The organism is Acinetobacter entericus (genome assembly GCF_026168575.1).
In the GTDB taxonomy this organism is placed as follows: domain Bacteria; phylum Pseudomonadota; class Gammaproteobacteria; order Pseudomonadales; family Moraxellaceae; genus Acinetobacter; species Acinetobacter bouvetii.
Genome location: NZ_JAPEQW010000027.1, coordinates 18,057 through 44,699 on the forward strand (window position 1 = coordinate 18,057; position 26,643 = coordinate 44,699).

Consider the following 26,643-nt stretch of genomic DNA (forward strand, 5'->3'; position numbering starts at 1 on the left):
CCAAGGGAGTTATTGCCTATGACATTTTCAATTATTGCCCGCTGTAAAAAGACTGGACAATTCGGAGGGGCGATCAGCTCCTCGTCTCCTGCGGTGGCTGCGCGCTGCCTGCAGGCTAAAGCTGGAGTTGGCGTTGCCACTTCGCAAAACATCACAGATCCATACTTGGCAAGCATTTTGCTTGATATGGTTAAGTATGATCTTGCACCAGAAGAAGCCATTTCTGAATTAGTGAAAAATACCGATTTTATCGAGTATCGACAGCTATCTGTGGTGAATTCGGATGAGCCTCCTGCTGTATTTAGTGGCAAAAATACACTGGGTGTTCATTCTGAGTGCGTTGGGGAGCACGCCGTTGGTGCGGGAAATCTTCTAGAAAATGAAGACGTTCCTGCAAAAATGGTTGAAATTTTCCACTCCTGTGAGGGCACTTTAGCCGAACGGTTACTTATTGCGCTGCAGGCGGGTTTGGATGCAGGCGGTGAGGCTGGAGAAGTTCATTCTGCGGGTCTTTTAGTGGTCGATAAACTCGAATGGCCGATCATTAATTTACGTATCGACTGGTCAGAAACACCGATACAAGACTTATGCCAACTCTGGAAATTATATGAGCCGCAGGTTGAGGATTATGTAGTCAGGGCGCTAGATCCATCAGGATCGCCAAGTTATGGTGTGCCGGGCGATGAATAATCTGCATGCATGCGGATAAAAATAAGGAATCGCGTTGTTAAATCGTATCTCTTTGCGGCAAATGCAATATTTTGTCGCTACGGCAGAAAGTGGCAGTATTATTATTGCATCCGAGAAAATTCACGTTTCTTCTCCTTCAATTTCTGCAGCTATTGCGCATATAGAATCTGAACTGCAAGTTCAGCTGTTTATTCGGCAGCATGCGAAAGGTTTGATTTTGACCAATATTGGCGACAAAGTGATGCAGGAATGCAAATTCATTTTAAGCCAAGCCAGCAGTTTATATTCTTTGGCTGCGGACTTTTCAGGTTCAATACGCGGGCCGTTGAAACTCGGCTGCTTTACTGCATTTTCACCGATGATTTATGCAGAAATTATTCACGGTTTTACGCATTTATATAAGAATGTCACACTGGATTTGAGCGAAGAAGATCAACAGGTCTTATTAAATAGCTTGATTCGCAATGAGCTGGATGTGGTGTTGACCTATGATTTAAACATTGATCATGACTTAATTAATTTTGAACCGCTTGCCGTGCTGCCGCCGCATGTACTGGTGAGTGAAGCACATCCTTTGGCTAAGAATGTTGCCGTTACCCTTGAAGAACTGGCAGAACTGCCGATGGTGCTGCTGGATATGCCTTATAGCAACGATTATTTCATTTCTTTATTCCGTAATCATAAATTGAGTCCACAAGTCGCGCATTCATCTAGACATGTTGATGTGGTGCGTTCGATGGTGGCCAATAATTTGGGTTACACCATTTTAAATGTAAGGCCAAAAAATAATTTTTCATTGGATGGCAAACGTTTGGTACGCATTCGTATTGCTGGGGAACACCGCCCAATGAAAATAGGTCTGGCAACGGCTAAAAATGCAGTGCTGAATACGGTGTCTCAAGCTTTTATCAGTCGATGCCGCGCATTTTTATCCAATCAATATATTCCAGGTATGGGCGATGCGCATTTTTTTGATCCGCATGTAAAAATTAAAACTCCAGCTGAGGCCTGAAAATCAAGTGATGAAAAGCAGTGAACTTTTAGCGCAGTTGATTGCGTTTGATACGACCTCTTATAAAAGTAATTTAGATTTAATCCTGCATGTAAAGGCGCTGTTTGATCAGCATAAAATTGAGACGCTTCTGAATTTTAATGCTGAAAAAAATAAAGCCAATTTACTTGCAACTGTTGGACCTAAAGATTTGCCGGGAATTATGCTGTCAGGACATTCTGATGTTGTGCCTGTAGAAGGTCAGCAATGGGATAGTCCAGCTTTTGAGGCACAGCAGAAAGACGGCAAGATTTATGGCCGTGGTACAGCAGATATGAAAGGTTTTTTGGCCTGCGCCATTATGACTATGCTGGATGCTTCTAAGCTGACACTCAAACGTCCGCTGCATTTATGCATCTCATACGATGAGGAGATAGGCTGTATTGGTGTGCGCGGCATATTGGATCAGCTGGCTGCAACAATCAAGCCGCCAATGCTTTGTGTGATTGGCGAGCCAACCATGATGCAGCTGGCTTTGGCGCATAAAGGGAAAACTGTATTTCGTGCGCATTGTTGTGGTGAAGAAGGTCATTCTGCTTTGGCGCCTAATTTTGTGAATGCCATACATGTTGCCAGTAGTTTGGTTGAGTCTATTCAAAGGGTTCAGCAAAATTTGCAAAGGGATGGGCATCAAGATTTAGGATATGACATTCCCTATACCACAGTACATGTAGGCAAAATTGCTGGAGGTACGGCTCTGAATATTGTGCCCAATTCATGTACCGTAGATTATGAAATCCGTCATTTGGCAGAAGACAGCAGCACGGATATTCAAAATCAGATCTTGCAGCAAATCACCGCACATTTCCAAGATCAGATTGAGGTTAATGAAGTCAATCAATATCCGGGATTGAAAACATCACCCACAATAGATGCAGTCAAATTTATGCAGGAATTGTTGCCGCCAGATACAGCCATTGGCAACATTTCATTTGGCACAGAGGGTGGGTTATTTCAAAATGCCTTGCATTGCCCTGTGGTGGTGTGTGGGCCGGGGGATATTGCTGTGGCGCACCGGCCAAATGAGTTTGTTGAAGTCTCGCAAATACAATTGTGTGAGATCTTTTTAAATAAACTCTTAGAGAGTATTAAATACTGAAGATTTTATTTTAAACGTTTTATTTAAACTAAATTAAAATTTATATTGCTGTGAATAATAATTTCATGTATATATTTTTGTGCAGTATTTATTTTGAATATAAAGGTCAATTTTTTAATTGGCCTTTTTTATTGCTTTTATTTTTCCATATTAATACCTCAATTTTTCAGAATTACATCTTTAAATAAAATTCGATATAACAAGCTTAATAGAACAGAATGATGTAAGCGGGGTCTGGAATGGATTTTAATTGGGATTACACCTTAAATTTATTTTTAAATAAAAACTTTTGGCAAGCGACTTGGACCGTGATTGAGTTGAGTGTCCTTGTTTGGGTTTTAGGCATTGTATTAGGCTTTGTCTTGGCTTTTGGCAAGCAATCAAAACTCAAAGTACTGGCTTGGTCAAGCGATGTGTATATCTGGTTTTTCCGCAGTCTACCGCTATTGGTACTGTTGGTTTTTGTATATAACTTGCCGCAAATCTTCCCAGCGTCTAGTGTGGTACTAGCATCGCCATTTATTGCGGGATTATTGGCAATGACATTGAGCGAAGCGGCGTATATTGCAGAAATTCACCGCGGCGGCTTAACGTCTATTCACAAAGGGCAAATCGAAGCTGGTAAGGCCCTAGGCATGAAGCCTACAGGTATTCAACGTCTGATTGTTATTCCGCAGGCATTTCGTGTTGCATTGCCAGCTCTGGGCAATGAATACGTTTCAATTGTGAAACTTACTTCTTTAGTTTCTGTCATTTCATTAACAGAAATTCTGTTGGTTGGTCAGCGTCTGTATACGCAGAACTTTTTGGTTATGGAAACCATGCTGGCGGTGGCATTTTATTATGTGTTGATTGTGACAGTTTTTGGCTGGCTAATCGGTTGGTTTGAACGCCGTATCGATATTGCAAACCGTAAACCTGGCATGTTGATCGAATCTGATCCGTTGCTGCAGCTACCTAATGCGTCAATCCGTGCACGTAAAGAAATTCAAGCAGAACGTCAGGGCGAATATGCGCTAGAAGCGATGAATATTCACAAAGCGTATGGAGAGCATGAAGTTTTAAAAGGCATTAATCTTAATGTGCATTGGGGTGAGGTGATTTCAATCATTGGGCCATCAGGTTCAGGCAAGACTACGCTTATCCGTACATTAAATGGCTTAGAGGCACTGAATCAAGGCACGGTTAATTTATTGGGTCAGCCGTTTTTAAAAGACCAATCCATCACTGAAGATTCACCTGAATATAAACAGCAAATTGTGCATGTCGGGATGGTTTTCCAAAGCTTTAATTTGTTTCCGCATAAAACGATTTTAGAAAATGTCATGCTGGCGCCGCTGTATCACAAAATGGGTACGGTACTGGACAATAAAGTAACAGCACTGGCCATGCTGGAAAAAGTTGGAATGAAACTGCATGCCAATAAGTATCCGCATCAGCTTTCTGGCGGTCAACAGCAGCGTGTTGCCATTGCTCGGGCGCTGGCAATGCAGCCTTCTATTATTTTGTTTGATGAACCTACTTCTGCCTTAGATCCAGAGTTGGTCAATGAAGTTTTAAAAGTCATTGAAGAGCTGGCCCAAGAAGGCTTAACCATGATTATTGTGACGCATGAAATGCGCTTTGCATTTAAAGTTTCAGACCGTGTCGTGTTTATGGAAAATGGTCATGTTGTATTAAATGATACGCCTGAAGTTTTACTGCAATCTGAAAATGAACGTTTCCAAAAATTTATATCTAAGGAGTAAGTAATTTAAATATATTTAATTTGGGGTTTATTGCAATTTAAATATTTTAAGCAGTCACTTTGGCTGCTTTTTTTATTGATTTTTATAATTCAATTTTTATGAATGAGTAAATAAAAAAATCCTAATCGGATTGTATAAAAAATGCCGTTATATTGAATTGAACACAAAATCTAATATAGCGTTGGGGTTGGGAATGAAAAACAAAACATTATTCACAGTAAGCGCATTGGCTGGCGCATTATTATTTAGCGGCTGTGCAAAAAAAACAGAAACCGCAGCTGAATCACCTGCTGCAGCAACAGAAAAGCGTTTGGTGACAGTGGGCTCGGATTTAACTTTCCCGCCATATGAATATATGAAAGATGGTGTACCAAGCGGTGTCAGCGTTGAAATTATGGAAAAAATTGCGGAAGTGGACGGCAGTTACAAAGCAGACTGGATTGATACGCGTTGGGCCAATCTAATCCCAGGGTTAAAAGGTGAAAAGTACGACATTTTGTTCTCATCAATGTACATCACTAAAGAGCGCCTTGAACAAATTGACATGATTCCTTATTACAAAACTGACATTTCACTTCTTGTGCGCAGCGACTCAGATTTGGCGCCTAAAGGCCCGAGTGATTTATGCGGCAAAGTTGTTGGGGCAATGAAAGGAACTGCATTTTCAGCTCAAGTACAGGAAATTTCTGAAAAACGTTGCGTGGCCCAAGGTAAAAAGGCGATCACTGTCCGTGAGTTTGAAACCTCACCGCAAACTACACAGGCTTTGCTGGCACATGCGGTAGACATCCAATATGACGATGCAGCAGTGATGAAGGCGGCAGAAAACAACTTAAAGGCTAAAGTGAAAATTACTTCAACGGAACAATTCTTCCCAATCGTAGGCGGTATCGGCATCCGTAAAGGTGATACAGCAACTTATAAGCTGGTAGAAGAGGGTTTAAATCGAATTAAAGCATCAGGTGAATACGCGAAAATTTTGACCGCTTATGGCTTGAAAGAACCGACTGCAGAAGATATTGCTGCGGTAATGAAATAAATCGAATTGGCACAGACGGAACTCGTCAAATTATTGAGGATAGGTACATGTTAAAAGCGGAACAAATTGAACAATTTCATCGTGATGGATATTTAGTCGTTGAAAATGTACTAGATGCAGAAGAATTACAGGGCTTGCGCTCACAGCTTGAAACATGGGTAGATGAAAGCCGTGCTTACACCGAAGCTTATGGTGAAACTATAGATGGCCGTTCACGTTTTGATGTCGACCCAGCAGACCACAGTGAGGATCATCCTGCACTGCGCCGTGTCAGTTCTCCAACTGAGATTTCAGAGGCTTATTTTAAAACTGCAATGCAGTCTAAAATGGCAGAAATGGCGGGTCAGCTGATTGGCGGTTCAGGCACGCGTTTTCATCACAGTAAAGTAAATGCCAAACTGCCGCATACAGCAACTACAGTGAAATGGCATCAAGATTTTCCATTTACGCCACATACCAATGACGACATGATTACCTCACTGCTCATGGTCGGTGAAGTCACTCAAGACAATGGACCATTGCAAGTGATTCCGGGCAGCCATAAAGGTGAGCTGTATAATCATTGGCAAGATGGCCATTTTACGGGCAAAGTTGAAGATTCAGTCGAAGCGCGAGAGTGTCAGAAATATCTATCTTGCATAGGTCCAGCAGGTTCTGTTTGCTTTATGCATACCCGTTTACTGCATGCCTCAGGCGCAAATAATACTGAATTGCCACGCTACTTATTTATTACTGTTTATGCGGCTGAAGACGCTGTTGCATTATCGGACAATCCATTGCCAAGTCAGCATCAAGGTCATTTGGTGTATGGCACAGAAAGCGGTCAAATCCGTATGTCGCCAAATGCGCTAAGAATGCCGAAAAAACCGAAAGGCGCGTCTTTCTTTGTACAGCAAGCGGGTTTAGAAATGGCATAATTGGCTCTGCTTCATGTTCATTGCATAGCAAATATATAAAAAAAGAGCTTCTTCGGAAGCTCTTTTTAATTGAATGGGATAGTGAATATTTAAGCTTTATTTAATAGATTTTTGCAAAATTCAAAAAATATTCAGAATTAGCTATCAATAGAATAATGAAAGGTCATTCATACTCACCATATATGGCTTTGGTAGAAGGCTAGTGTGAATTAATTTTATAAAAACTCTCTCCCTAGACCTCTCCTTTAAAAAAGTAAAGGGAACATTCATTGTGAACTTAGGGTTTGTAAACATTTGATTTATATTTAAGTGTACTGCTTTGGATTTAATGTTTGAGCATGGATATTCTTAAACGTTACAAAGTGAGCAGGAGCGGGTGAATGCTCCTGCACTGATTTTTGTTAATCCATAAAGCTTGGATCTTCTGCAAGTAAAATGCCCTTCATTTCTTCAAAATGCGCCATGCTGAAATCTTCAATTTTTTCCCAATCCTGCGCAGTTTTTTCTGCCACAGCATCGCCCAAAATATTGAGCGTTTGCCCAGTAGAATAGGCTGCCAGCAAGATTTGGCTAGAACGCTCAAAGGTATACATATCATCAAAGGCGACACCGATGTCGTGTGAGCCAATCAGGACGCCATGATTACACATCATCAGGCGGCTCTTGTCTTGCAGCAGCTGCGCTAAACGCTGTCCTTCTGCAATTTGATCAGCCATACCGCTGTAATGGTGGTCATAAGCAACGCGGTTAAAATAGCGCGCACTATTTTGCTCTACAGGCAGCAGAGTTGGATTTTTGAGGCAAGAGAGTGCCGTGGCATAGATTGGATGCAAATGCATAATCACGCGAATATCAGGGCGAAGTTTATGGATTTGTCCATGAATTGCCCAAGCCGTGGAGTCAATTTGACCTTTTTCGAAACTGTCTGGATTATCTGCATGCACCAAGATTAAGTCACTGGCTTTGACTTTAGAAAAGTGCATCCATTTGGGATTGAGCAAAAATGCTTTGCCATCTGCAGATACTGCGGCGCTAAAGTGATTGGCGACCGCCTCATGCATACCTAATTTGGCGCTTAAGCGTAAAGATGCGGCCAAATCAATACGGATTTGCTGTTCTGTTTTCATGGGCTAACTCACATAGAAATATCAGAAAATTCTATGGTGCTTTAGGTGGTTTCTTGCATCGCATTTTTTGGAGTATTGACTAGGATTTTCCAAATTACATTCATAAAAATTCTCACGTATAACAAATATAAAGCTCATAAAAGCCACGGAGAATTTGTCCATGAAATCTATTCTAAGTACGCAATCTCGTTTAAACATGAAACCGCTTGCAGCGATCCTTTTGACCGCTTTGGGATTGGCTGCCTGCAGCCAAAGCTCAGAACCTAAAACAGAAACTGCGCAAAGCAATTCTGCTGATGCCAAGGTCTATAACATTGGCAGTGATATCACATTCCCTCCATTTGAATATATGGAAAATGATAAACCTGCAGGTTTTGATATTGATATTGCCAATCAAATCTTTGCGCACTCAGGTGCAAAAGCTAATTTTGTGGATAGCCGCTTCTCAAACTTAATTACTGGCTTAGAAGCGAAGAAATTTGATCTGGTGATGTCTGCTTTATACATCACCAAAGAGCGCTTAGACAAAGTGGACATGGTGCCGTATTACATGACCACAGAGGCATTAATCGCGCTAACAGGCTCAGATTATCAACCAAAAACACGTGATGATTTATGCGGTAAAACCATTGCTTCACAAAAGGGCTCAATGTTCCCTAAGCAGCTGCATGAAATGTCTGAACAGAGCTGTGTTGCAAAGGGTAAAGCACCAATTACTGTGCGTGAGTTCGACACTTCTCCAGAGTCAGTTCAGGCCCTTTTGGCAAAAGCTGTAGATGCGCACTATGACGATGCCAGTGTGGCCAAAAGCACGGTTGAAAAATTAAAAGGCCGTATTGTCATTAGTTCTACAGAACCCTTCTTCCCAGTCCTAGGCGGTATTGCAATTCCAAAAGGCGATAAAGCAATGCTGGACAAAGTTACAGCTGGTTTAGATGCCATGAAAAAATCAGGCGAATACGACAAGTTGATTGCGAAATACAACTTGCAAGCGCCGACTGATGAAGAAATTCAAAAAAACATGCCGAAATAAAACCTTACAACATTATTCACTTCTGTTTTAAATGAGAGCATTTTTATGCAAAAAAACGCTTTAAATTCGGGGATTTCACTGATTCTCCTAGGGTGCATGGGGACACCTGTTTATGCCGCAGATTTAAAAATTGGCGATGCAAAAACAGATTTAGGCGAACTATCTGTTTCAGGTTTTGTTCGTGCGAAATATCAAGATAAAAGCTGGTCTGATAATGATCATAAACTCAGCTTTGATGCGGCTAAAATCAATCTGGATTATAAGTCACCAAAAATCTTTGGACATCTAGAATACCGCTGTTATCAATTTGATAAGCTTTGTGATTTCTCTACGCTAGTTGATGCTTATGCAGGCTACAATTTTAATGAAAACCACTTGATTCAAGCGGGTTTACAGCCTGTGCCTTTTGGGCCTGGACGCTTTTGGGAGAGTAACTATTATGGCGGGATTATCACCCAAATAGGCTTGGAAGATGTGCATAATCTCGGCCTGAAATATCAAGTTAAATTCGATACAGGCACTCAAGTAGAACTGGCCTATTTTACAGGGGATGGCGGCAAATACAGCGGCCCTTATGCGGATGATGCAAGCCGATACACCACAAACTTTGTGAAACCTGAAGATTCATCTCTTACGCATCTAGATGAGCAAAATATGTTTATTACGCGGGTGCAGCAGGATTTGAGCGGTCTGCCTGAAGGTATGAGCACTACACTTGGTGCATCTTACTGGTACTCAGATATTAAAAATAAAACCAATGGTCAAACAGGCGATCGCAAGGCGTGGTCTGTATTTGGCAATGTGGCCTATAACGATCTGACTTTTGGACTCACAGCGGGTAAAAATGATGTTGATAATAAAGATCCAATGACACCTCAGGCTTCTTTGATGGGTTCTTTTGACGACAATTTTATGGTGGCAAATGAGGGGATGTTCTATACAGCAGATGTCAGCTATACCTTTAAAAATGTCGGTAAATTAGATGCCGTGACGCCATATGCCATGTATAGCAGCTATGATAAATCGGAGAAAGGCTTTAAAAATTCATCGCGTAACTTAGTGGGTGTAGCTGCTTATTACAAAGATCTGTCTTTTGTCGCGGAATATATTGTCGGCAAAAACGACTTCCTTATTGGCGGGCCATCTGATTCATATGCAGCTGGCAGCGACACAGACACGCATGAACTGTTAAACCTGCAGGTTTACTACAACTTCTAATGATCAAGTGTGTTGTATTAACATCTAAACCACCGCATAAATAAGTTATGCGGTGGTTTTTTCATTGGTGTTTTATAAATTCATCACCTAAAGCAGTCATGATTTTAGTTTGGATGGTTTACTTTATATTTTTAATTAGAGCTGAGTATTATCCGTTTCAAGTAATTTAAAGTGACGTTGAGCCGTCAGTGTGAACAATTATATTAATGGAAGGAATGTCTTTATTGCTCTAGGTGAGGGGCTTTAGATTATGTCGCATATAATTGTGTTGATATAAACCATTTAGACCAATGCTTCCGCCATAAAAAAAGAGGCTTTAAGCCTCTTTAATATCATTCTGAAATTATGCCGCTTGTCCTAAACCTTTCGGAATGCCATTGCGGCCAGGGAAGTCTTTTGCCAATTTACGTGCATTAGGCATTTTAAGCCAGAGACGAAGCAGCTTGCGGCGTTCTGCCAAATCATCATAATCTTCAAAAGCATTGCGTGAATGCATGACACAGTAATTATTGCAGAACTGTATATCACCCGGTTCCAGCATCATATCTAGTTTTAAAGCAGCATCATGGCTAATTTGATCAAATAAATTCAGGGCATCAATTTGCACTTGTGACAGAGGAATATTACGTCGCTCATGCCCCAGTTCTATATACGCACGCAGGTAGCGGCAGGCGAGTTTGCCTTCAAAATAGCTAAAGATCGGGCTAAGTGATGGATCAACTTCACCTAAGTGGTCATACCATGCAGGATGGTAAAAATAACTTAAATATTCAGGATATTTTTCTAAAATTGTATTGTAGACACTGGCGGAGCTGACCAAACTGCTGAGTCCACCTTGCTTGGCTTTACGGATGGACATTAGACCCACTACATCCGACATATCTGAATGGTAAGGCAGGTAACTGTTGGTCTCGTAGACACGGGTCATTTTTTGTTTTTTATCGCCAATATTTTCTACATAGCCAATTAAATCGCCGCGGGCATTTTGGGTCACAGGTTCGCCTAAATATAAGCCTAGGGCATAGTACATATTGCTCATTTGCACTTCATTATATTTTGCTGCATCGATACCGCGAAGCACAATAAAACCGTAGCCATTCTCTAATTCTTCCGCAATTTCAGCTAGCTCTTTCAATACTTCAGCATCAGAAATCAACACATCTGATTGGGTGAAATTGGGTGCAGTCAGTTGTTTTTGCGCTAATTGTACTAGGCAATCATCCAGTGCCTTGAGCGTTGCAATAGACAGCTGATGAATCCAGTCAGCTTGCTGCGCTATGTCTTCACCGCGCCAAGCGCATTTGTCGGTAATAGGGGATTTTAAAATAGTGTTCATACTTCGGCCTCGTGCAATTTAATCGTTAAATAAGAGTCAAAATAGAGATGTCAGAATGTGCGGGAAAATAAAATTTAAGATTGCATATAATATATCCAAGCCTCCGTAGAGACTTGGATATACAGGGGAGAAGGAATTATGCAGAATCTTTCAGTGGGCTTTTGGGCGCTTCATAGAGGTGATATTTACGCTGAATATCGATGTGTTCTGCGATATGTTTTGCATCGTGCCACACCCCCCAAATAAAGCTCGAACCGCGTCCTGTTAAGTACGGTAAGCCAAGGAAATACACACCGCGCTCAGGGGAAATACCTTGCTTATGTTTTGGGCGCTGCTGCTCATCAAAGGCATTCACTTGCAGCCAGCTGAAATCATAGCTAAAGCCTGAAGCCCAAATGACGGAAGTAATATTTGCTTCATTCATATCTAGTTCTAAGATGGGCTGAGTCACGCAGGCTGGGTCTGGAAGCACATGGCGCAGTTCAGGTTCTGCAGGCAGATCTAACCCATTGTTCAGTACATAGGCATCGGCATCGTCTAAAAATTGCATCAATGCTTCATCGCCAATGTCCAAATTGGTTTTTAAATCATCTGCAAATTTGATTTTTTGCTGTTCAAAAGACTGCGTCATGCCAACCAAAGTCACACCTTGATTTGCTAAAGCGCGGAAATCGATATTGATGCCGCCATGCGCGCCGCTGACTGCCAAACCACGCAGCGGGCCATTGTCTGTACGCATGTAGTCCCAGCCGCCTAATACGCCAAGCCACCACACATTGTCACGGCCGCGGTAATTGCGTGGCGGACGTTCATGCTGACCAATAGACAAATATACTTTTTTGCCTGAACTGTTAATTTCATCGGCAATTTGCACGCCAGATGAACCAGAACCAATCACCAATACTGCGCCTTCTGGCAGTTGCTGCGGGTTTTTATACTGATCTGAATGAATTTGGTAAAAGTCAGGATTTTGCGGCGCTACAGCAGGAATCACTGCTTTTTGAAATGCACCCGTAGCAGAAACAATACGCTGTGTTTGAATCGTGCCTTCAGATGTTTCGACACTGAAACCCGATTTTTTAACATTTTTATATGCCTTTTGAACGGCTACGCCAGTGTGAATAGGCATTTTAAATTTGGCAGCATACTGTTCAAAGTAATCTGCAACTTTGTCGTGATGAACAAAGGCATCAGGGTCTGCATCAAAGGCCATATTTGGAAAACAGTCATGCCAGCAAGGGCCATTGGCAACCAGTGAATCCCAGCGGCGTGTGCGCCAAGCTTCGGCAATGCGGTTTTTTTCTAAAACAACATGGGAAATCCCCAAAGCAGACAAATGTTCACTCATTGCAACACCAGCCTGACCAGCACCGACCACAACCGTATCGACATTTAAATGATCTAATTTCATGTTTTAGTTCCTCCATGCACATGACAGAAAACGTGTTCATGCGATATGTGTTAATTCATTTTCAAAGCGGATGAAGCGCCAAAAATGAAATTTATGTTTTGATGAATTGAATATATGGAGAGAGTTGCATTTGCGAAAATCATATAAGCAGAACATATGCATCAAAAAAACCGAATTGCTTAGCTGGCTTGATGTTCATATAAAAGTGAGACGAATTTTAATTTCAAAAAATTACTATTTTCTGCATACACGGCTATGAGTTTTGATGAAGACCAAGCTGTACTTTGATGCTATGCAGCAGATTTTTTGAAGGTGTAATCAACCGCTTTTAATCAATGATGAAGGACATAAAATGAAATCACGCGCAGCCGTCGCCTTTGCTCCGGGCGAGCCTTTAAAAATTGTTGAACTGGATATAGAGCCGCCTAAAGCAGGAGAAGTGTTGGTTAAAATCACCCATACAGGCGTCTGCCATACCGATGCATTTACGCTTTCTGGTTCAGATCCTGAAGGGGTGTTTCCAGCTGTTTTAGGGCATGAAGGTGCAGGCATCGTTGTGCAAGTGGGTGAGGGTGTTACAAGTGTGCAGCCCGGGGATCATGTTATTCCACTATATACAGCAGAATGCGGCGAGTGCTTATTTTGTAAATCTGGTAAAACCAATTTGTGTGTTGCTGTGCGCGCGACGCAAGGCAAGGGCGTAATGCCAGATGGCACGACACGTTTTTCCTATCAGGGTCAGCCTATTTACCACTATATGGGCTGTTCGACTTTTTCTGAATATACTGTCGTGGCTGAAGTTTCTTTGGCAAAAATCAGCCCAGAAGCCAACCCGCAGCATGTTTGTCTACTGGGTTGCGGTGTGACGACAGGCATTGGCGTCGTACATAACACAGCAAAAGTTCAAGAGGGCGACACCGTTGCTGTATTTGGACTAGGCGGTATTGGTTTGGCTGTAGTACAAGGGGCGCGACAAGCCAAAGCTGGCCGTATTATTGTGGTAGATACCAACCCAGATAAATTTAAATTGGCAAAAGAATTTGGCGCAACAGACTGCTTAAACCCGAAAGATCATGCTGACCCGATTCAGCAAGTGATTGTAGAAATGACGGGCTGGGGCGTAGATCATTCTTTTGAATGTATTGGCAATACGCAAGTGATGCGTTCTGCGCTGGAATCTTCCCACCGCGGTTGGGGACAGTCCGTGATTATTGGGGTTGCAGGCGCGGGTCAGGAAATCTCGACACGGCCATTTCAGTTGGTCACGGGCCGTACATGGAAAGGAACAGCTTTTGGTGGCGTAAAAGGCCGTACACAGCTGCCGAAAATGGTGGAAGATGCAATGAAAGGTGATATTCAACTTGAACCTTTTGTGACCCATACCATGGGGTTAGATGAAATCAATCATGCTTTTGATTTAATGCATGACGGCAAATCTATTCGTACAGTTATTCATTTTACTGAACCGTCTGCTTAAAGCTCAGGCTGGCTATTTATAAAACGTTCATCGTTTGAAATCTAGCTCTGCTGATACAGGGCTTTTTTTGTTTAATTTAAGTTGCAGTAATGAAATGTGGAGAATACTTAGAAATTAAATATCTAAAATAAATAAACTAATTTTTATAAAGTATTGCCGTGATTTGAGATGAGTTCATCAGACGACAAGTTATTTGATATGCAAATTAAACACAGCATAGATCGTATTAAAGCCAATAAAATGTAAGTCAGGACTATTTAAGTAAAGCCATACAAAAAAGCCAATGTTTAAATGGGTAAACATTGGCAAAAAGAAAAACTATTAAAACTAAGATTTAGGCAATAATCGGAAATTCATCCTCTGGTAACGGATCTCCAGTTGCTAATTTTTCTGCCAAATGTGGATACTGTGGAGATGTTTTTCCACCGCGGTTGACGTATACCGCGTCATCGCCTAACCAGCGAAAAGACACCGCGCGCCGTGAATGTTCATTGGATAAATTGCCCGGTGCGCCATGAATGGTTAAATAATCAAAGGCAATTGCATCACCTGGATGTAAATCCCAGCCCAAAATATTGTAGTCTTCACGGTGCTGGTCAATATCTGGCAAAATTTCTTCTTTAGCGCCAGCATGATCGTAGTATTCGCCATTAAAGCTTTGCGCTTTAAAATGTTTGCCCCATAGATGCGAGCCTGCAATAAATTCAATGGCAGATTCTCTAGAGACAGGATCGAGTGGCACCCATAAGCTGAGGGTTTGCTTAGCATCTACAGGATAATAAGGCGCGTCATGATGCCATGGCGTCACCTTTGATGAACCGGGACCTTTGACCAGCACATGTTCATGAAACATGCGAGCTTGTGCAGATTGCATTAATGTTTTGGCAATTTCAGCAGCAGGGCTTTGCTTAATAAATTGCTCAAATGCTGGATTATTCTGCCAGTTGCAATAGTCTGCCCAAAAGCGGCCTTTAGATTCATTTGGCGTATAGTCTCGGAACCATTGCCCCGGATTTTGTTCATTGGTTTGAATGCCGTCTTGTAGCACGTCAATCCAATCTTTAAATAGGCCGCGCAATACAACGGCGCCATCACGTTTAAATAACTTCTGTTCTTCGGACAACATGATATTTACCCCAATGCGTAAATGAAGAGTTGTTAGCTCAGTGTTGGTGTCATTTGCATCAAATTATTGATGATGCAAAGACTATAAAAAGAACAGAAGATTTAAGAAATGCGTGCTTTATGAAGCACTAATTTGGTTTTTCTAAAGCAGCGAAAGCATAGCTGCCTTAATGTGATCAGCTACCGGAAATAGAAGGAATGCTTTGCATTATTTCCAGCTAAATAAGGCGCTGGAAGAGCGGAAATTTGGTATGGAATTGAATTATCAGCTGCTGGAGGTTTAGATGATATGCAAAAGCCGGCAGTTTAAATGAAACAGCAAGGCAGATGATCGCAATGCTATGAGTTTGAGGGCTTGCTGCAATAGGAATGTATTGCATGAATTTCATCTTATTAAGTCTGAACACATGAATTTATTCTGTTCAGGCTGAGTGGAACGTAATGCATAAAAAAGCCGCAAAAAATGCGGCTTTTCTTGAAATGCTTAAACCGTTTCAGCTTCTAAAATTTCAAAATCGTGGGTAATTTCCACACCGCCGTCCATTAGCATTTTGCTGGCGGAGCAGTATTTTTCTGCAGAAAGCTCGATGGCTTTTGACACTTGCTTTTCTTTAACACCATTGCCTGTAATCACAAAATGCAGATGAATTTTGGTAAATACAGCAGGAATTGTGTCTGCCCGGTCAGCTTTAAGTTCACAGCGCACATCAGTAATATCTTGGCGAGCTTTTTTCAGAATGGTCACAATGTCAAAAGAAGCGCAGCCGCCAAGCCCTGTCAGGATAAGCTCCATTGGGCGGGCACCGCGGTTTTCACCGCCGTATTCAGGCGATCCATCCATGATTATAGTGTGGCCGCTTTGAGTTTTTGCTTCAAAAGCGACATTCTCTAGCCAATGAACACTCGATTGCATTGCAAGTCCTTAAAAAAAGCTATAAATTTACGCAGTACCTGTACACTAACATAAATTGAGATGATAAGGAATTTCACCTCTTTCGTGTGACAAGTTCATTTTAGGTCTTGTGCGATCTATAAATTATCCATAATCGGAATTGTTAGCATGACTTCAAGCTTTTCACAACTAAGCACTGATGCGCTGTCTCCTGGTCAACTCCCTGAGTCAGTTAAAGCATTATTAAAACGTGCATACATTAATCGTTATCCTAAACGCACGACTATCGTGGATGCAGGGTCAGAGTCAAAATCTTTATATTTGATTCTGAAGGGGTCTGTATCAATCATCTTAAGTGAAGATGATGAGCGAGAAATCGTAGTAGCGTACTTAAACGCGGGTGATTTTTTTGGGGAAATGGGTTTATTTGAAACCAATGCACAGCGCACAGCGGAAGTCCGCACACGTGATGTCTGTGAAATTGCTGAAATTACCTACGAAAACTTCCATGAATTAAGCAAGCAATACCCAGACCTGAGCTATGCAGTATTCGCTCAGCTGGTGCGCCGCTTGAAAAATACAACACGCAAAGTGACTGACTTGGCGTTTATAGATGTTTCAGGCCGTATTGCCCGCTGCTTAATTGATTTGTCATCGCAGCCAGAAGCAATGATTCTGCCAAATGGCCGTCAAATCCGCATTACCCGTCAAGAAATTGGCCGTATTGTAGGCTGTTCGCGCGAGATGGTTGGCCGTGTTCTGAAAACTTTAGAAGAACAAGGCATGATTGAGACTGACGGTAAAGCAATCTTGATCTTTGATGCATCTTTAGAGGCAAACAGTGAATTCTCTTCTGAGGAATTTGAAGAAGAATAAGTTTCTGATTTCAATGATGAATAATTAAGCCAAAACGCGATTTAGCCAGATAGCGTTTTGACAAAAAAGCAAATCTTCGGGTTTGCTTTTTTTATGGCAGCCTTTCTAATATTTAGGAACAAACTATCATGAAATAATGATTTAACCCGAAGATAAGATTTGGTTAGTCTTTAAGTGCATTTTGATATATCTGAATAAACTAAAAAGGAAAGGAAGAAGTATGCAATTTAAAACGCTGGGACATTCAGGAATTCAAGTGCCGGAAATTTGTCTAGGCACCATGACATTTGGGGAGCAGAATACCCAAGATGAAGGCTTTTCACAGCTGGACTATGCTTTAGACCGCGGACTGAATTTCTGGGATACTGCCGAAATGTACCCTGTACCGCCCAAGCCTGAGACCCAAGGATCAACAGAAGCCGTAATTGGCAATTGGCTGGCATCGCGCGGCGGGCGGGACAAAATCATTTTGGCTTCTAAAATTGCAGGGCCTTCTCAGGGCGGCAGTCAAATCCGAAATGGGCAAACCCGCTTTATTGCCTCAGACATTGAGTCGGCTTTAGATGGCAATTTAAAACGCCTGCAGACGGACTATATTGATGTGTACCAATTGCACTGGCCGCAACGTCCAGTGAACTTTTTCGGCAAGCTGGGCTATGACAATGCAGAAGCCTTCAATGAGCGTGAAGTGACTGATTTAGCTGAAACTTTAACTGCACTCAGCAATGAAGTGAAGAAAGGCCGAATCCGCCATATAGGCTTATCTAACGAAACCCCATGGGGAACACTGAAATTTTTGCATTTGGCCGAACAGCTGGGTTTAGAAAAAGTGGTCAGTGTGCAAAACCCTTACAGCCTGCTGAACCGCACTTATGATATTGGCATGTCTGAAATTGCGAAATATGAAGGTGTGGGCCTGCTGGCTTATTCGCCGTTAGCTTTTGGCTATTTAACAGGAAAATTCCGCAATGGCGCGCGTCCAGAAAATGCCCGGGTAACTTTATATAGCCGCTTCAGCCGCTACAGCAATCCTGAAAGCGAGTGGGCGGTAGAACAGTATGCTCAGCTGGCAGAAAAGCATAATTTGACATTAACCCAGCTGGCGCTGGCATTTATTAAACAGCAGTTCTTTGTAACCAGCACCATTATCGGTGCAACCAGTTTGAATCAGCTGAAAGAAAACATTGATGCTTTTGAAATTGACTTTTCTCAAGATGTTTTACAGGGCATTCAGGCGATTCACCAAAAACAGCCCAATCCTGCACCTTAATTTATCTTACTGAAATGAGAAAAAGCGCTTTTTGATGAGCGCTTTTTTTTGGTATAAAAAACATGATTATTATCATTTTTAATGGTACAAGTGCTTAATACAAAACTTGTTGAAAAAAATACTATTTGTCACTTGAAATAATTTTTCTTTATACCCATATTATACATAAGGTTTAATATTAAGCTGATTTAAGTTTTTGAAAAATATATTAAAATATTGTTTTGAAAAATGATAAACCGTTCCCATATATCCATTAAGTACACAATTTGTTGTGAGGAATAACAAGAATGCGTTTTGAAAAATTTACAAACCGGCTGCAACAAGCTCTCTCAGATGCCCAATCTTTAGCAATGGGAAAAGACCATACTGCGATTGAGGGGATTCATATCCTGGCGGCGTTGCTGGAGGAACCATCTAATCTAAGTTTGCTGCAGCAGGCGGGTGCAAATCTGCCGGAGCTGAAAACTAAGCTTCAGCAAGCATTAGCAGATACAGCAACCATCGCAAATCCAACAGGAGATATTAATTTAAATCCAGAAGCCGTAAAGGCGCTTAACTTGGCAGACAGTTTTGCGCAAAAAGCTGGAGATGAGTTCTTATCTACCGATTGGGTCATTTTAGGTTTGGCTGAAACAGGCAAAACAAAGTCTTTATTAAATAGTGCAGGCGTAACTTCAGATAAGCTGCGTAAAGCCATTGAAAATATACGAGGCGGTGAACAAGTAATGAGTAATAACCATGAAGATCAGCGTGATTCACTCAATAAATATACACTGGATCTGAATGCGCGCGCTTTAGAGGGAAAACTTGACCCTGTAATTGGCCGTGATGAAGAAATTCGCCGCACGATTCAAGTATTGTCTCGGCGCAGTAAAAATAACCCTGTGCTGATTGGTGAGCCGGGTGTCGGGAAAACAGCCATTGTTGAAGGCTTGGCGCAGCGCATTGTGAATGGTGAGGTTCCTGAAAGCTTAAAAGGCAAACGGGTGCTGTCGCTTGACTTGGGTTCATTGCTTGCGGGCGCTAAATACCGCGGTGAATTTGAAGAGCGCCTGAAAGCCGTGCTGAAAGATTTGGCCAAATACGATGGGGAGATCATTCTCTTTATTGATGAGCTGCATACCTTGGTGGGTGCCGGTAAAGGCGACGGCGCAATGGACGCCGGCAATATGTTGAAACCTGCTTTAGCCCGCGGTGAATTGCGCTGTGTCGGTGCCACCACCTTAGATGAATACCGCCAGTATATTGAAAAAGATGCTGCGCTTGAACGCCGTTTCCAAAAAGTGATGGTTGATGAACCGAGTGTAGAAGATACCATTGCAATATTGCGCGGACTCAAAGATAAATATGCCACCCATCATGGTGTGCAAATTTTAGACTCTGCAATTATCGCGGCTGCAAAAATGTCGCACCGCTATATTACTGACCGTCAATTGCCTGATAAAGCCATTGACTTGATTGATGAAGCCGCTTCACGCATTAAGATGGAAATTGATTCAAAACCAGAGCCTTTAGACCGTCTTGACCGCCGCCTGATTCAATTAAAAATGCAGCTTGAAGCGGTTAAAAAAGATGCTGATGCTGTAAGCAAGGCAGAAGTTGAGCATCTCGAAAAGCAAATTGCTGAAGTTCAGAAAGAATACAGTGATTTGGAAGAAGTCTGGATTGCGGAAAAGCGTCTGGTTGACGGTACAAACCAAGCGCAGATAGAACTGGATAAAGCGCGGACCGCTTTTGAAAAAGCTCAGCGTGAAGGCGACTTGGCAGAAGCGAGCCGTTTGCAATATGGTGTCATTCCAGAATTGCAAAAACGCTTGAATGAAGAAGAAGTTGCGGAAATCAATGAAGAGCCAAAACTGATTCGAACCAAAGTGACTGAAAATGAAATTGCTGAGGTTGTCAGTGCTGCCACAGGCATCCCTGTTGCGAAAATGCTGCAGGGAGAGCGTGAGAAGCTGCTGCATATGGAAGACTTCCTGCACAACCGTGTTGTGGGCCAGGATGAAGCTGTAGTGGCTGTATCCAATGCGGTGCGCCGTTCACGCGCAGGCCTGTCAGACCCGAACCGCCCAAGCGGATCGTTCTTATTCTTAGGCCCAACAGGTGTAGGTAAGACTGAGTTAACCAAAGCTTTGGCAAACTTCCTGTTTGACAGTGATGACGCCATGATCCGCATAGACATGTCAGAATTTATGGAGAAACATTCGGTCAGCCGTTTGGTTGGCGCGCCTCCAGGCTATGTGGGTTATGAAGAAGGCGGTGTGTTAACTGAAGCGGTACGCCGTAAACCTTATAGCGTTGTCCTGTTTGATGAAGTTGAGAAAGCGCATCCGGATGTATTCAATATCTTGCTTCAGGTTTTGGATGATGGACGCTTAACGGACTCGCAAGGCCGTGTCATTGACTTTAAAAATACGGTCATTGTCATGACATCGAATTTGGGCTCAAATGATGTGCGTGAATTGGGTGAAGATGCCACAGAATTTGAAATGCGGGCAGTTGTCATGAGCGCAGTAACACAGCACTTCCGCCCAGAGTTTATTAACCGTATCGATGAGTTGGTGATTTTCCATTCACTTAAAAAAGATCAAATTCGCGGTATTGCTGATATTCAATTGGCACGCTTACGTTCACGTTTAAGTGAAAAAGATATGAGTTTAACTGTAGATGACAGTGCCTTTGATCAATTGATTGATGCAGGATTTGATCCAGTATACGGCGCCCGTCCATTGAAGCGCGCAATACAGCAGCAAGTTGAAAATCCTTTAGCTCAGAAGATCTTATCGGGAGAATTTGAAGCTGGAGATACTATTGTAATTAAGGGTGGAAATGGGCATCTTAATTTTGAAAAGCTGAAATTAAGTTAATTTTGACTCTTTATATTCATTGATGTTTCATAAAAAAACCTAGCTTCGGCTAGGTTTTTTATAGGTATATTTATTTAACGCTTGTCGTATTTTTCGTTTCAATACGTAAACCAGATTGCATTTTTTTGAATGATACAATTAATATGACCACCGTTCCAAAGAGAACAGGGTCTTTGATCTGGCTGTTAAAACAAAAAAAATACTGCCCAAAGGGCAACAGGAAATAAATACAATGATCGAATTTAAGATTTTACGCCGTTTAAATAATGAGCCATACAGTGAGTATAAGCTGGCTGCAGATATTTCAGTTTATGAACTCAAACGGATGTACAGCGTTTATAAAAAATATTATGCCAATACGGAATATGAAATTTTTGAAAAAGATTTCATGCAAAAGACGGGTGTATTTTTAATTAGAGATCCTAAGTCCAAAGAGGTTGTCGGATTTTCAACAGTTCTAGAACGTGATTTTATTGTCGATGGCAAAGCGTATCATGCTTTTTTCAGCGGCGACACGATCATTGAACAGCAGTACTGGGGCAGCAGGGCGCTGCAGCGGGCTATGTACCGCTACATTATCACTTATAAAATTCGCCATCCTTTTGCGCCATGCTATTGGATTCTTATTTCTAAAGGGTTCAAGACCTACCTGCTGCTGGCCAATAATTATTACAGCTATTTTCCGCATTATGGAGAGAAGCACCAGCGGTTGGAAAAATACATTAATTCCTATTGTGAACAGTATTTCAGTGAATATTTTGACCAAAACTCAGGGTTGTTGAATTTTGGCGAGGAATATCAGCCTTTGAAGGCCGATGTCGCGCCGATTACGAATGAAATGCGTGAAAAAAATGTCAAGATTGCATTTTTTGAAGACATGAACCCGACATGGGGTGATGGAACGGAATTGCCTTGTATTGGAGAATTGACATGGTTGGATTTGTACCGTTATGTTCAGCGATTCTTATCCAAATCGGACAGTAAAGGAAAACGGGACAGCTTAAAGAAAATAAAGCCGGCACTGCATATTGAATCTGCAAATACTAATTCAAAGGTGGCTTAACAATGGGGATATTGCTTGCCGCTTCCCACCGTGTCCTAGAGGCTGCATGCCGAAGCGCTTTTCAGCGTTTTCGGCAGCAAGCGTCCCAGCTGGAATGGGTGCAGCGTAAAAAACTGAAGCATTTGGTGCTGCTGCATACTGGCCAGCAGTTAAGCTATGAGCAATTCGCTAAAAAGTATCAGCTGACTCGGTATGCGGATTGGAAATCCAATATTGAACAGTCCCGCCGCAGCGGGAAAAACTATTTAAGCGCAGAAAAAATTATCCGGTTTCAGCCGACCAGCGGCTCAAGTGAAGCGCTGAAATTTATTCCTTATACCCAAACATTTTTAAATGAATTGGATCAGGCGATAGGACACTGGCTAAGAAGCCTATACCGCCAATACCCTAAGCTGAGAAATTCAACACATTACTGGTCTGTATCATGGCTGCCTGAAAGTCAGCGGAAGCTGCTGGAAAATGACAACCTCAATGATGACAGCGCATTGCTGAATGTATCAAAGCGCATATTGAGCAAAATTACGCAGTCTGTGCCAGCTGAGATTGCATTGGCAGAATCGGCAGAAGATGCCATGTTCGCGACGGTCACTTATTTGGCCGCAGACAAGCATCTGGGCATGATTTCGGTGTGGAGCCCAACTTTCGCTTTGCAGCTGTTTGATATGATTGAACAAAATCAAGCAGAAATTTCGATGATCTTAAGGACTGGAAAATGGCAGCGCAAGAGCTTGGACTTTCTTAAAGCGCCTAAATCCTGTGAACAAAGTTACAAGTTAAGGGGGCTGGATTTTCAAAGTTCAGGCGTGTGGAAGCAACTGTGGCCGAAACTGACGTTAATTTCCAGCTGGGATACTGCCGGCGCTGAACAATGGGCAATTCAGTTGCAAAAGCGGGCAGCGGGAGTCAGCTTTGAAGGCAAGGGCTTATGGGCGACTGAAGGTGTAGTGACGCTGCCTTTCGATGGCCAATACCCCTTGAGCTATCAATCTCATTTTTATGAATTTTTGCTTCGAGATGCAGAACTGCCCATTCCAAGCTGGCAGCTCAAGCAAGGCGATATTGTCAGCCCAGTCATTACAACCGGTTCAGGGTTAATGCGCTATGTTATTGATGATGAATTAGAGGTTACGGGCTTTTATCAGCAAGTTCCTTGCTTTAAATTCCTGGGCCGTAAAATGACGGTAGATTTGGTGGGGGAAAAACTGGATCATAGTGTTGCAGTCAATGTGCTCAGCCAATTTCAAATAGAAGATTATGTGCCTATCAGTTTATTAGGCATTGAGCAATGCTCAGATAAAAAGCCGCATTATGTGCTGCTGAGTGAAGGCAATGGACAGTACCAGCCTTCAGCCGCGCAGTTAGATGAACATTTAAAACAGAACTTTCATTATGAGCTTGCAAGAAATTTAGGCCAACTGGATGAGCCTGAAATTAAGCATGTAGATGATGCATGGCATTATTATAAAACTCTGGCGATGCACAACGGCATGATAGAGGGCAATATCAAGCCAGAACCTTTAAAGAAAATGAAAATAAAAATAGATTGAGTAGGTTGTCATGAATGCAGAAATATCTAATGCTTTAGAAGGTAATGTTGAAAAAATATACCGTTCCAAAAGAGTGCCGCATTTTTATGTAAGGGCTGCAACGGGGGAAGATGATGTGCAGCTGAGAACATTAATTTCCGAAAATATGCCCAGTAACGGCATGATCTTATCATTCGAGCGTAATCCAAGTTATTTACATGCAACGCATACGCAGTACAACCGTCCAGATATCAGGGTGATTGTTCCAGAGAATCAGCCGGGCAAAGTAGTTGGTATGATGAATTTAGGCTGGAAATACTGTTTTATCAATGGCAAACCAGATGTACTTCGCTATGTTTCAGATTTGCGTTTAGATCGGGACTATCGCGGACAGAAAATACTGCGGTTATTGATGGATTATCTGCAGGATAAATTGCCTGCAGACAGCCTGCTGGAAAGTATTGTGCTTGAAGGCAATGCGCCTGCGCGCCAAATTTTGCATGAAAAGCGGAAGGGCTTTCCTGTGCCATATCATTATGATGATATTCAGACTTTTATGGTATCTCAAATGAAAAAGCCACAAACCTATGAGCAGTATCGTTTTGAGTGCTTAAGCCCCGAGAAGATTGCTGCGGCGAATGCTTTTGCTGATGCGATGAAAGCGCATTATAATTTTTTGCCGAATTATGACTTTTCTAACCTGATCACTGGGCATCATCCATTTTGGCGCGGATTAAAGCTGGATGATTTTCATCTCATTTATAATTTGGAAAATCAAATTGTCGGCATATATGGGTTATGGGATCAGAAGCCATTCAAGCAAACACGGGTTGTGCATTATTCGTGGCCTTTGACGCTGGCTAAGCCGTTTTATAATTTATATGCACAATTTCAAGGCGCGCTGCTGCTGCCGAAAAAAGATCAGGCGATTGATTATCTGGCGCTGCATAGCGCCTTATGCCATCCACAGCACACCCAAGTGTTTGGCAGCCTTCTGTATCATGCCAAAAGCCAAATAAAATATTATAGAAAATACGCATTTTGCATCACTTTAGCGAAGAATGATCCTAGAATTAAGCTCATGGACAATACCCGTTCGCATGTCATTCATGCAATACATGCATTTCATAGTTTTCAGGGAGATCCTTGCGGATATTTTGACCGTTCGAAAATCAGCTATTTTGAAAGCGGTCGAATTTAGTTCACAAAATTCCCTGAAAATATGAAAAACCTCTCTGCACACGACAAAAAAACAAAAAAGTCTGTTAAAGCAAAGGCNGGCTATTTCTCATAATCGCCATTATGTTAAATAGAAAAATCTATGGAGTTTAATTAACGAAAATTCTCCAAATCCATTTAAAGATATTACCCACCATATTAGGAAATAAATAACCTATAACGAAGCAGCAAATTACTGTAAAAATTACAATTTTAGGTGAGCTAATGGTAGAGCTTAGATATAGGGAGGAAAATATTGCTAGCCCTAGACCTAAAATAATCCCACCTAAAGAATAGTAAAATGCTGTAATTAAGCGTTCAGAATTATCCATTATTAACCCAATATTCTAAGTATTTTCTCTGCACACGACAAAAAAACAAAAAAGTCTGTTAAAGCAAAGGCATAATAGTAATTTTTAAGACGAATCAGACCATGCCAAACTTTAACAGACTTAGTGAAACTTTAACCCAAAACCTGAGCATGAACAAGGCAAGAATCAATTGTTTGAGCCNCATAATAGTAATTTTTAAGACGAATCAGACCATGCCAAACTTTAACAGACTTAGTGAAACTTTAACCCAAAACCTGAGCATGAACAAGGCAAGAATCAATTGTTTGAGCCTAATGATAATAGCCCTGATTACTGCTCAAAGCAGTAATCTTAAAAAAAATAGCAAGACACCTTCCTAAGGGTGGCAAGACCGACAGTCACTATCGCAGACTACAGCGATTTTTTGCCGAAGCGAGGATAGACTACGATCAACTGGCTTTAATGATATATCGACTATTTGGGCTAGGCAAAGTCACCTTAACCATTGACCGCACCAACTGGAAATGGGGTAAAAGTAACCTCAACATCTTTATGTTAGGGGTGGTATATAAAGGGATAGCCATCCCCTTATACTGGCACATGCTAGATAAGCGAGGTAATACAAACCATCTTGAACGCTGTGAACTTATTGAGCGGTTTATCAAACAATTTGGCAAAGATAACCTTGAGATGATAGTAGCAGACAGAGAGTTTGTTGGCGAAAAATGGTTTAACTGGCTCACCAATAATCACATACCCTTTGCCATACGGATTAAGAAGAACAGTAAAGTTAAGAATCATCATGGCAAGTTGGTACAGATTAAAGAGTTATTACGCCATGTTAGCCATCAAGAAACATATCGACATGGACGAATACTGACTGTCGATGGTTGTTTGGTTCGAGTATTTGCCAAGCGTGATAAAGACTATGGTTTAGTGATTGTGGCCACCAATCAACTAGAAACAGTGGATGCGATGACAAGCTATGCTAAGCGTTGGGAGATTGAGACTTTATTTGCTTGTCTAAAGGGCCGTGGCTTTAATCTTGAAGATACCCACTTAACCCATCTTGATCGGGTCAGTAAATTAGTCGCAGTGAACGCCTTAGCATTTTGTTGGGCTTATCATGTCGGTATTTATAAAGACAAAGATAAGCCGTTAAAACGCAAGTTGAAGTCAAACGCTCGACCTCAAGCCAGTTTGTTTGCGCTTGGTCTGGATGTGTTGATTGAGGGCCTTCACTTGGTGTTCTTTAACAATGATAAGACTGTATTTCGACAGTTAGTTAGCTTTTTAACCCCTAAACCTATGAAAATCGGGTGGGGATGATTTTTTTGTCGTGTGCAGAG

At 41.8% G+C, this 26,643-nt stretch carries 21 protein-coding genes and 1 pseudogene; 17 read left to right on the plus strand and 5 right to left on the minus strand.

Annotated elements, in window-relative coordinates:
* Positions 1 to 18: 18 nt before the first annotated feature.
* The 7 genes and pseudogenes from OKC24_RS16175 (at position 19) to OKC24_RS16205 (ending at position 6,544) form a co-directional block, all read left to right on the plus strand.
* Positions 19 to 690, plus strand: a complete 672-nt coding sequence (locus tag OKC24_RS16175; RefSeq protein ID WP_131275964.1) for a DUF1028 domain-containing protein — start codon at positions 19 to 21, stop codon at positions 688 to 690.
* Between the two features lie 34 nt (positions 691 to 724).
* Positions 725 to 1,702: a LysR family transcriptional regulator gene (locus OKC24_RS16180; RefSeq protein WP_130147493.1), complete on the plus strand. Its 978-nt coding sequence runs from the start codon at positions 725 to 727 to the stop codon at positions 1,700 to 1,702.
* A gap of 10 nt (positions 1,703 to 1,712) precedes the next feature.
* Positions 1,713 to 2,840 carry an acetylornithine deacetylase gene (gene argE / locus OKC24_RS16185; RefSeq protein WP_131275963.1) on the plus strand — a complete coding sequence of 376 codons (1,128 nt, stop codon included), beginning with the start codon at positions 1,713 to 1,715 and terminating at the stop codon, positions 2,838 to 2,840.
* 239 nt (positions 2,841 to 3,079) lie between these two features.
* Positions 3,080 to 3,730 (plus strand): annotated as a pseudogene (locus OKC24_RS20125) (amino acid ABC transporter permease); the annotation flags it as partial.
* A gap of 135 nt (positions 3,731 to 3,865) precedes the next feature.
* Positions 3,866 to 4,588, plus strand: a complete 723-nt coding sequence (locus OKC24_RS20130) for an amino acid ABC transporter ATP-binding protein (protein WP_228738008.1) — start codon at positions 3,866 to 3,868, stop codon at positions 4,586 to 4,588.
* Between the two features lie 193 nt (positions 4,589 to 4,781).
* The gene (locus OKC24_RS16200) at positions 4,782 to 5,627 is read left to right on the plus strand and encodes a transporter substrate-binding domain-containing protein (RefSeq protein WP_130147487.1); all 846 of its coding nucleotides are present in this window, start codon (positions 4,782 to 4,784) and stop codon (positions 5,625 to 5,627) included.
* Positions 5,628 to 5,674: 47 nt separating this feature from the next.
* Entirely contained in the window at positions 5,675 to 6,544 is an 870-nt protein-coding gene (locus OKC24_RS16205; protein ID WP_131275944.1) for a phytanoyl-CoA dioxygenase family protein, read from the plus strand.
* Between the two features lie 401 nt (positions 6,545 to 6,945).
* On the opposite strand, the gene OKC24_RS16210 is transcribed toward OKC24_RS16205, so the two are convergent.
* Complete coding sequence (locus OKC24_RS16210) at positions 6,946 to 7,671, minus strand: class II aldolase and adducin N-terminal domain-containing protein (protein ID WP_131275943.1); 726 nt, start codon at positions 7,669 to 7,671, stop codon at positions 6,946 to 6,948.
* Between the two features lie 160 nt (positions 7,672 to 7,831).
* Here OKC24_RS16210 and OKC24_RS16215 point away from each other — a divergent pair, with 160 nt between their 5' ends.
* Entirely contained in the window at positions 7,832 to 8,704 is an 873-nt protein-coding gene (locus OKC24_RS16215; protein ID WP_252151866.1) for an ABC transporter substrate-binding protein, read from the plus strand.
* Between the two features lie 45 nt (positions 8,705 to 8,749).
* Positions 8,750 to 9,922: a hypothetical protein gene (locus OKC24_RS16220; protein WP_165499118.1), complete on the plus strand. Its 1,173-nt coding sequence runs from the start codon at positions 8,750 to 8,752 to the stop codon at positions 9,920 to 9,922.
* 343 nt (positions 9,923 to 10,265) lie between these two features.
* Here the strand turns inward: OKC24_RS16220 and OKC24_RS16225 are convergent, their stop codons facing one another.
* Positions 10,266 to 11,258: a TauD/TfdA family dioxygenase gene (locus OKC24_RS16225; RefSeq protein ID WP_265466001.1), complete on the minus strand. Its 993-nt coding sequence runs from the start codon at positions 11,256 to 11,258 to the stop codon at positions 10,266 to 10,268.
* Between the two features lie 136 nt (positions 11,259 to 11,394).
* A complete protein-coding gene (locus tag OKC24_RS16230) occupies positions 11,395 to 12,669 on the minus strand; it encodes a flavin-containing monooxygenase (RefSeq protein WP_131275941.1) in 1,275 nt (424 codons plus the stop codon).
* A gap of 352 nt (positions 12,670 to 13,021) precedes the next feature.
* Between OKC24_RS16230 and OKC24_RS16235 the strand changes: the two genes are divergently transcribed.
* The gene (locus OKC24_RS16235; RefSeq protein ID WP_131275940.1) at positions 13,022 to 14,146 is read left to right on the plus strand and encodes an S-(hydroxymethyl)glutathione dehydrogenase/class III alcohol dehydrogenase; all 1,125 of its coding nucleotides are present in this window, start codon (positions 13,022 to 13,024) and stop codon (positions 14,144 to 14,146) included.
* Positions 14,147 to 14,480: 334 nt separating this feature from the next.
* Here OKC24_RS16235 and OKC24_RS16240 read toward each other — a convergent pair whose 3' ends face one another.
* The gene (locus OKC24_RS16240; RefSeq protein ID WP_131275939.1) at positions 14,481 to 15,272 is read right to left on the minus strand and encodes a phytanoyl-CoA dioxygenase family protein; all 792 of its coding nucleotides are present in this window, start codon (positions 15,270 to 15,272) and stop codon (positions 14,481 to 14,483) included.
* A 483-nt stretch (positions 15,273 to 15,755) separates the two neighbouring features.
* Positions 15,756 to 16,184 carry an OsmC family protein gene (locus tag OKC24_RS16245; protein WP_130147469.1) on the minus strand — a complete coding sequence of 143 codons (429 nt, stop codon included), beginning with the start codon at positions 16,182 to 16,184 and terminating at the stop codon, positions 15,756 to 15,758.
* 147 nt (positions 16,185 to 16,331) lie between these two features.
* On the opposite strand from OKC24_RS16245, the gene crp reads away from it, so the two are divergent.
* The 7 genes from crp to OKC24_RS16280 all read left to right on the plus strand — a co-directional run bounded on the left by crp (position 16,332) and on the right by OKC24_RS16280 (position 26,623).
* On the plus strand, positions 16,332 to 17,039 hold the full coding sequence (crp, locus tag OKC24_RS16250; protein WP_005010706.1) for a cAMP-activated global transcriptional regulator CRP: 708 nt from the start codon (positions 16,332 to 16,334) through the stop codon (positions 17,037 to 17,039).
* Between the two features lie 220 nt (positions 17,040 to 17,259).
* Complete coding sequence (locus OKC24_RS16255; RefSeq protein ID WP_265466002.1) at positions 17,260 to 18,309, plus strand: NADP(H)-dependent aldo-keto reductase; 1,050 nt, start codon at positions 17,260 to 17,262, stop codon at positions 18,307 to 18,309.
* Between the two features lie 287 nt (positions 18,310 to 18,596).
* The gene (gene clpB, locus OKC24_RS16260; protein ID WP_131275937.1) at positions 18,597 to 21,176 is read left to right on the plus strand and encodes an ATP-dependent chaperone ClpB; all 2,580 of its coding nucleotides are present in this window, start codon (positions 18,597 to 18,599) and stop codon (positions 21,174 to 21,176) included.
* Positions 21,177 to 21,408: 232 nt separating this feature from the next.
* A complete protein-coding gene (locus tag OKC24_RS16265; RefSeq protein ID WP_131275936.1) occupies positions 21,409 to 22,239 on the plus strand; it encodes a hypothetical protein in 831 nt (276 codons plus the stop codon).
* A gap of 2 nt (positions 22,240 to 22,241) precedes the next feature.
* Positions 22,242 to 23,786: a GH3 family acyl-acid amido synthetase gene (locus tag OKC24_RS16270; protein WP_131275935.1), complete on the plus strand. Its 1,545-nt coding sequence runs from the start codon at positions 22,242 to 22,244 to the stop codon at positions 23,784 to 23,786.
* Positions 23,787 to 23,796: 10 nt separating this feature from the next.
* Positions 23,797 to 24,966 carry a GNAT family N-acetyltransferase gene (locus OKC24_RS16275; protein ID WP_131275934.1) on the plus strand — a complete coding sequence of 390 codons (1,170 nt, stop codon included), beginning with the start codon at positions 23,797 to 23,799 and terminating at the stop codon, positions 24,964 to 24,966.
* A 688-nt stretch (positions 24,967 to 25,654) separates the two neighbouring features.
* Complete coding sequence (locus OKC24_RS16280; protein WP_249312345.1) at positions 25,655 to 26,623, plus strand: IS4 family transposase; 969 nt, start codon at positions 25,655 to 25,657, stop codon at positions 26,621 to 26,623.
* Positions 26,624 to 26,643: the final 20 nt, after the last annotated feature.

What these genes read in the sequence shown, in the direction of transcription:
- OKC24_RS16230 (WP_131275941.1), bottom strand. Translation starts at nt 12,669, where the DNA reads ATGAAATTAGATCATTTAAATGTCGATACGGTTGTGGTCGGTGCTGGT.
- OKC24_RS16220 (WP_165499118.1), top strand. Translation starts at nt 8,750, where the DNA reads ATGCAAAAAAACGCTTTAAATTCGGGGATTTCACTGATTCTCCTAGGG.
- OKC24_RS16205 (WP_131275944.1), top strand. Translation starts at nt 5,675, where the DNA reads ATGTTAAAAGCGGAACAAATTGAACAATTTCATCGTGATGGATATTTA.
- crp (WP_005010706.1), top strand. Translation starts at nt 16,332, where the DNA reads ATGACTTCAAGCTTTTCACAACTAAGCACTGATGCGCTGTCTCCTGGT.
- OKC24_RS16200 (WP_130147487.1), top strand. Translation starts at nt 4,782, where the DNA reads ATGAAAAACAAAACATTATTCACAGTAAGCGCATTGGCTGGCGCATTA.
- OKC24_RS16215 (WP_252151866.1), top strand. Translation starts at nt 7,832, where the DNA reads ATGAAATCTATTCTAAGTACGCAATCTCGTTTAAACATGAAACCGCTT.
- OKC24_RS16270 (WP_131275935.1), top strand. Translation starts at nt 22,242, where the DNA reads ATGGGGATATTGCTTGCCGCTTCCCACCGTGTCCTAGAGGCTGCATGC.
- OKC24_RS16275 (WP_131275934.1), top strand. Translation starts at nt 23,797, where the DNA reads ATGAATGCAGAAATATCTAATGCTTTAGAAGGTAATGTTGAAAAAATA.
- OKC24_RS16210 (WP_131275943.1), bottom strand. Translation starts at nt 7,671, where the DNA reads ATGAAAACAGAACAGCAAATCCGTATTGATTTGGCCGCATCTTTACGC.
- OKC24_RS16235 (WP_131275940.1), top strand. Translation starts at nt 13,022, where the DNA reads ATGAAATCACGCGCAGCCGTCGCCTTTGCTCCGGGCGAGCCTTTAAAA.
- OKC24_RS16175 (WP_131275964.1), top strand. Translation starts at nt 19, where the DNA reads ATGACATTTTCAATTATTGCCCGCTGTAAAAAGACTGGACAATTCGGA.
- OKC24_RS20130 (WP_228738008.1), top strand. Translation starts at nt 3,866, where the DNA reads ATGAATATTCACAAAGCGTATGGAGAGCATGAAGTTTTAAAAGGCATT.
- clpB (WP_131275937.1), top strand. Translation starts at nt 18,597, where the DNA reads ATGCGTTTTGAAAAATTTACAAACCGGCTGCAACAAGCTCTCTCAGAT.
- OKC24_RS16245 (WP_130147469.1), bottom strand. Translation starts at nt 16,184, where the DNA reads ATGCAATCGAGTGTTCATTGGCTAGAGAATGTCGCTTTTGAAGCAAAA.
- OKC24_RS16240 (WP_131275939.1), bottom strand. Translation starts at nt 15,272, where the DNA reads ATGTTGTCCGAAGAACAGAAGTTATTTAAACGTGATGGCGCCGTTGTA.
- argE (WP_131275963.1), top strand. Translation starts at nt 1,713, where the DNA reads ATGAAAAGCAGTGAACTTTTAGCGCAGTTGATTGCGTTTGATACGACC.
- OKC24_RS16225 (WP_265466001.1), bottom strand. Translation starts at nt 11,258, where the DNA reads ATGAACACTATTTTAAAATCCCCTATTACCGACAAATGCGCTTGGCGC.
- OKC24_RS16265 (WP_131275936.1), top strand. Translation starts at nt 21,409, where the DNA reads ATGATCGAATTTAAGATTTTACGCCGTTTAAATAATGAGCCATACAGT.
- OKC24_RS16255 (WP_265466002.1), top strand. Translation starts at nt 17,260, where the DNA reads ATGCAATTTAAAACGCTGGGACATTCAGGAATTCAAGTGCCGGAAATT.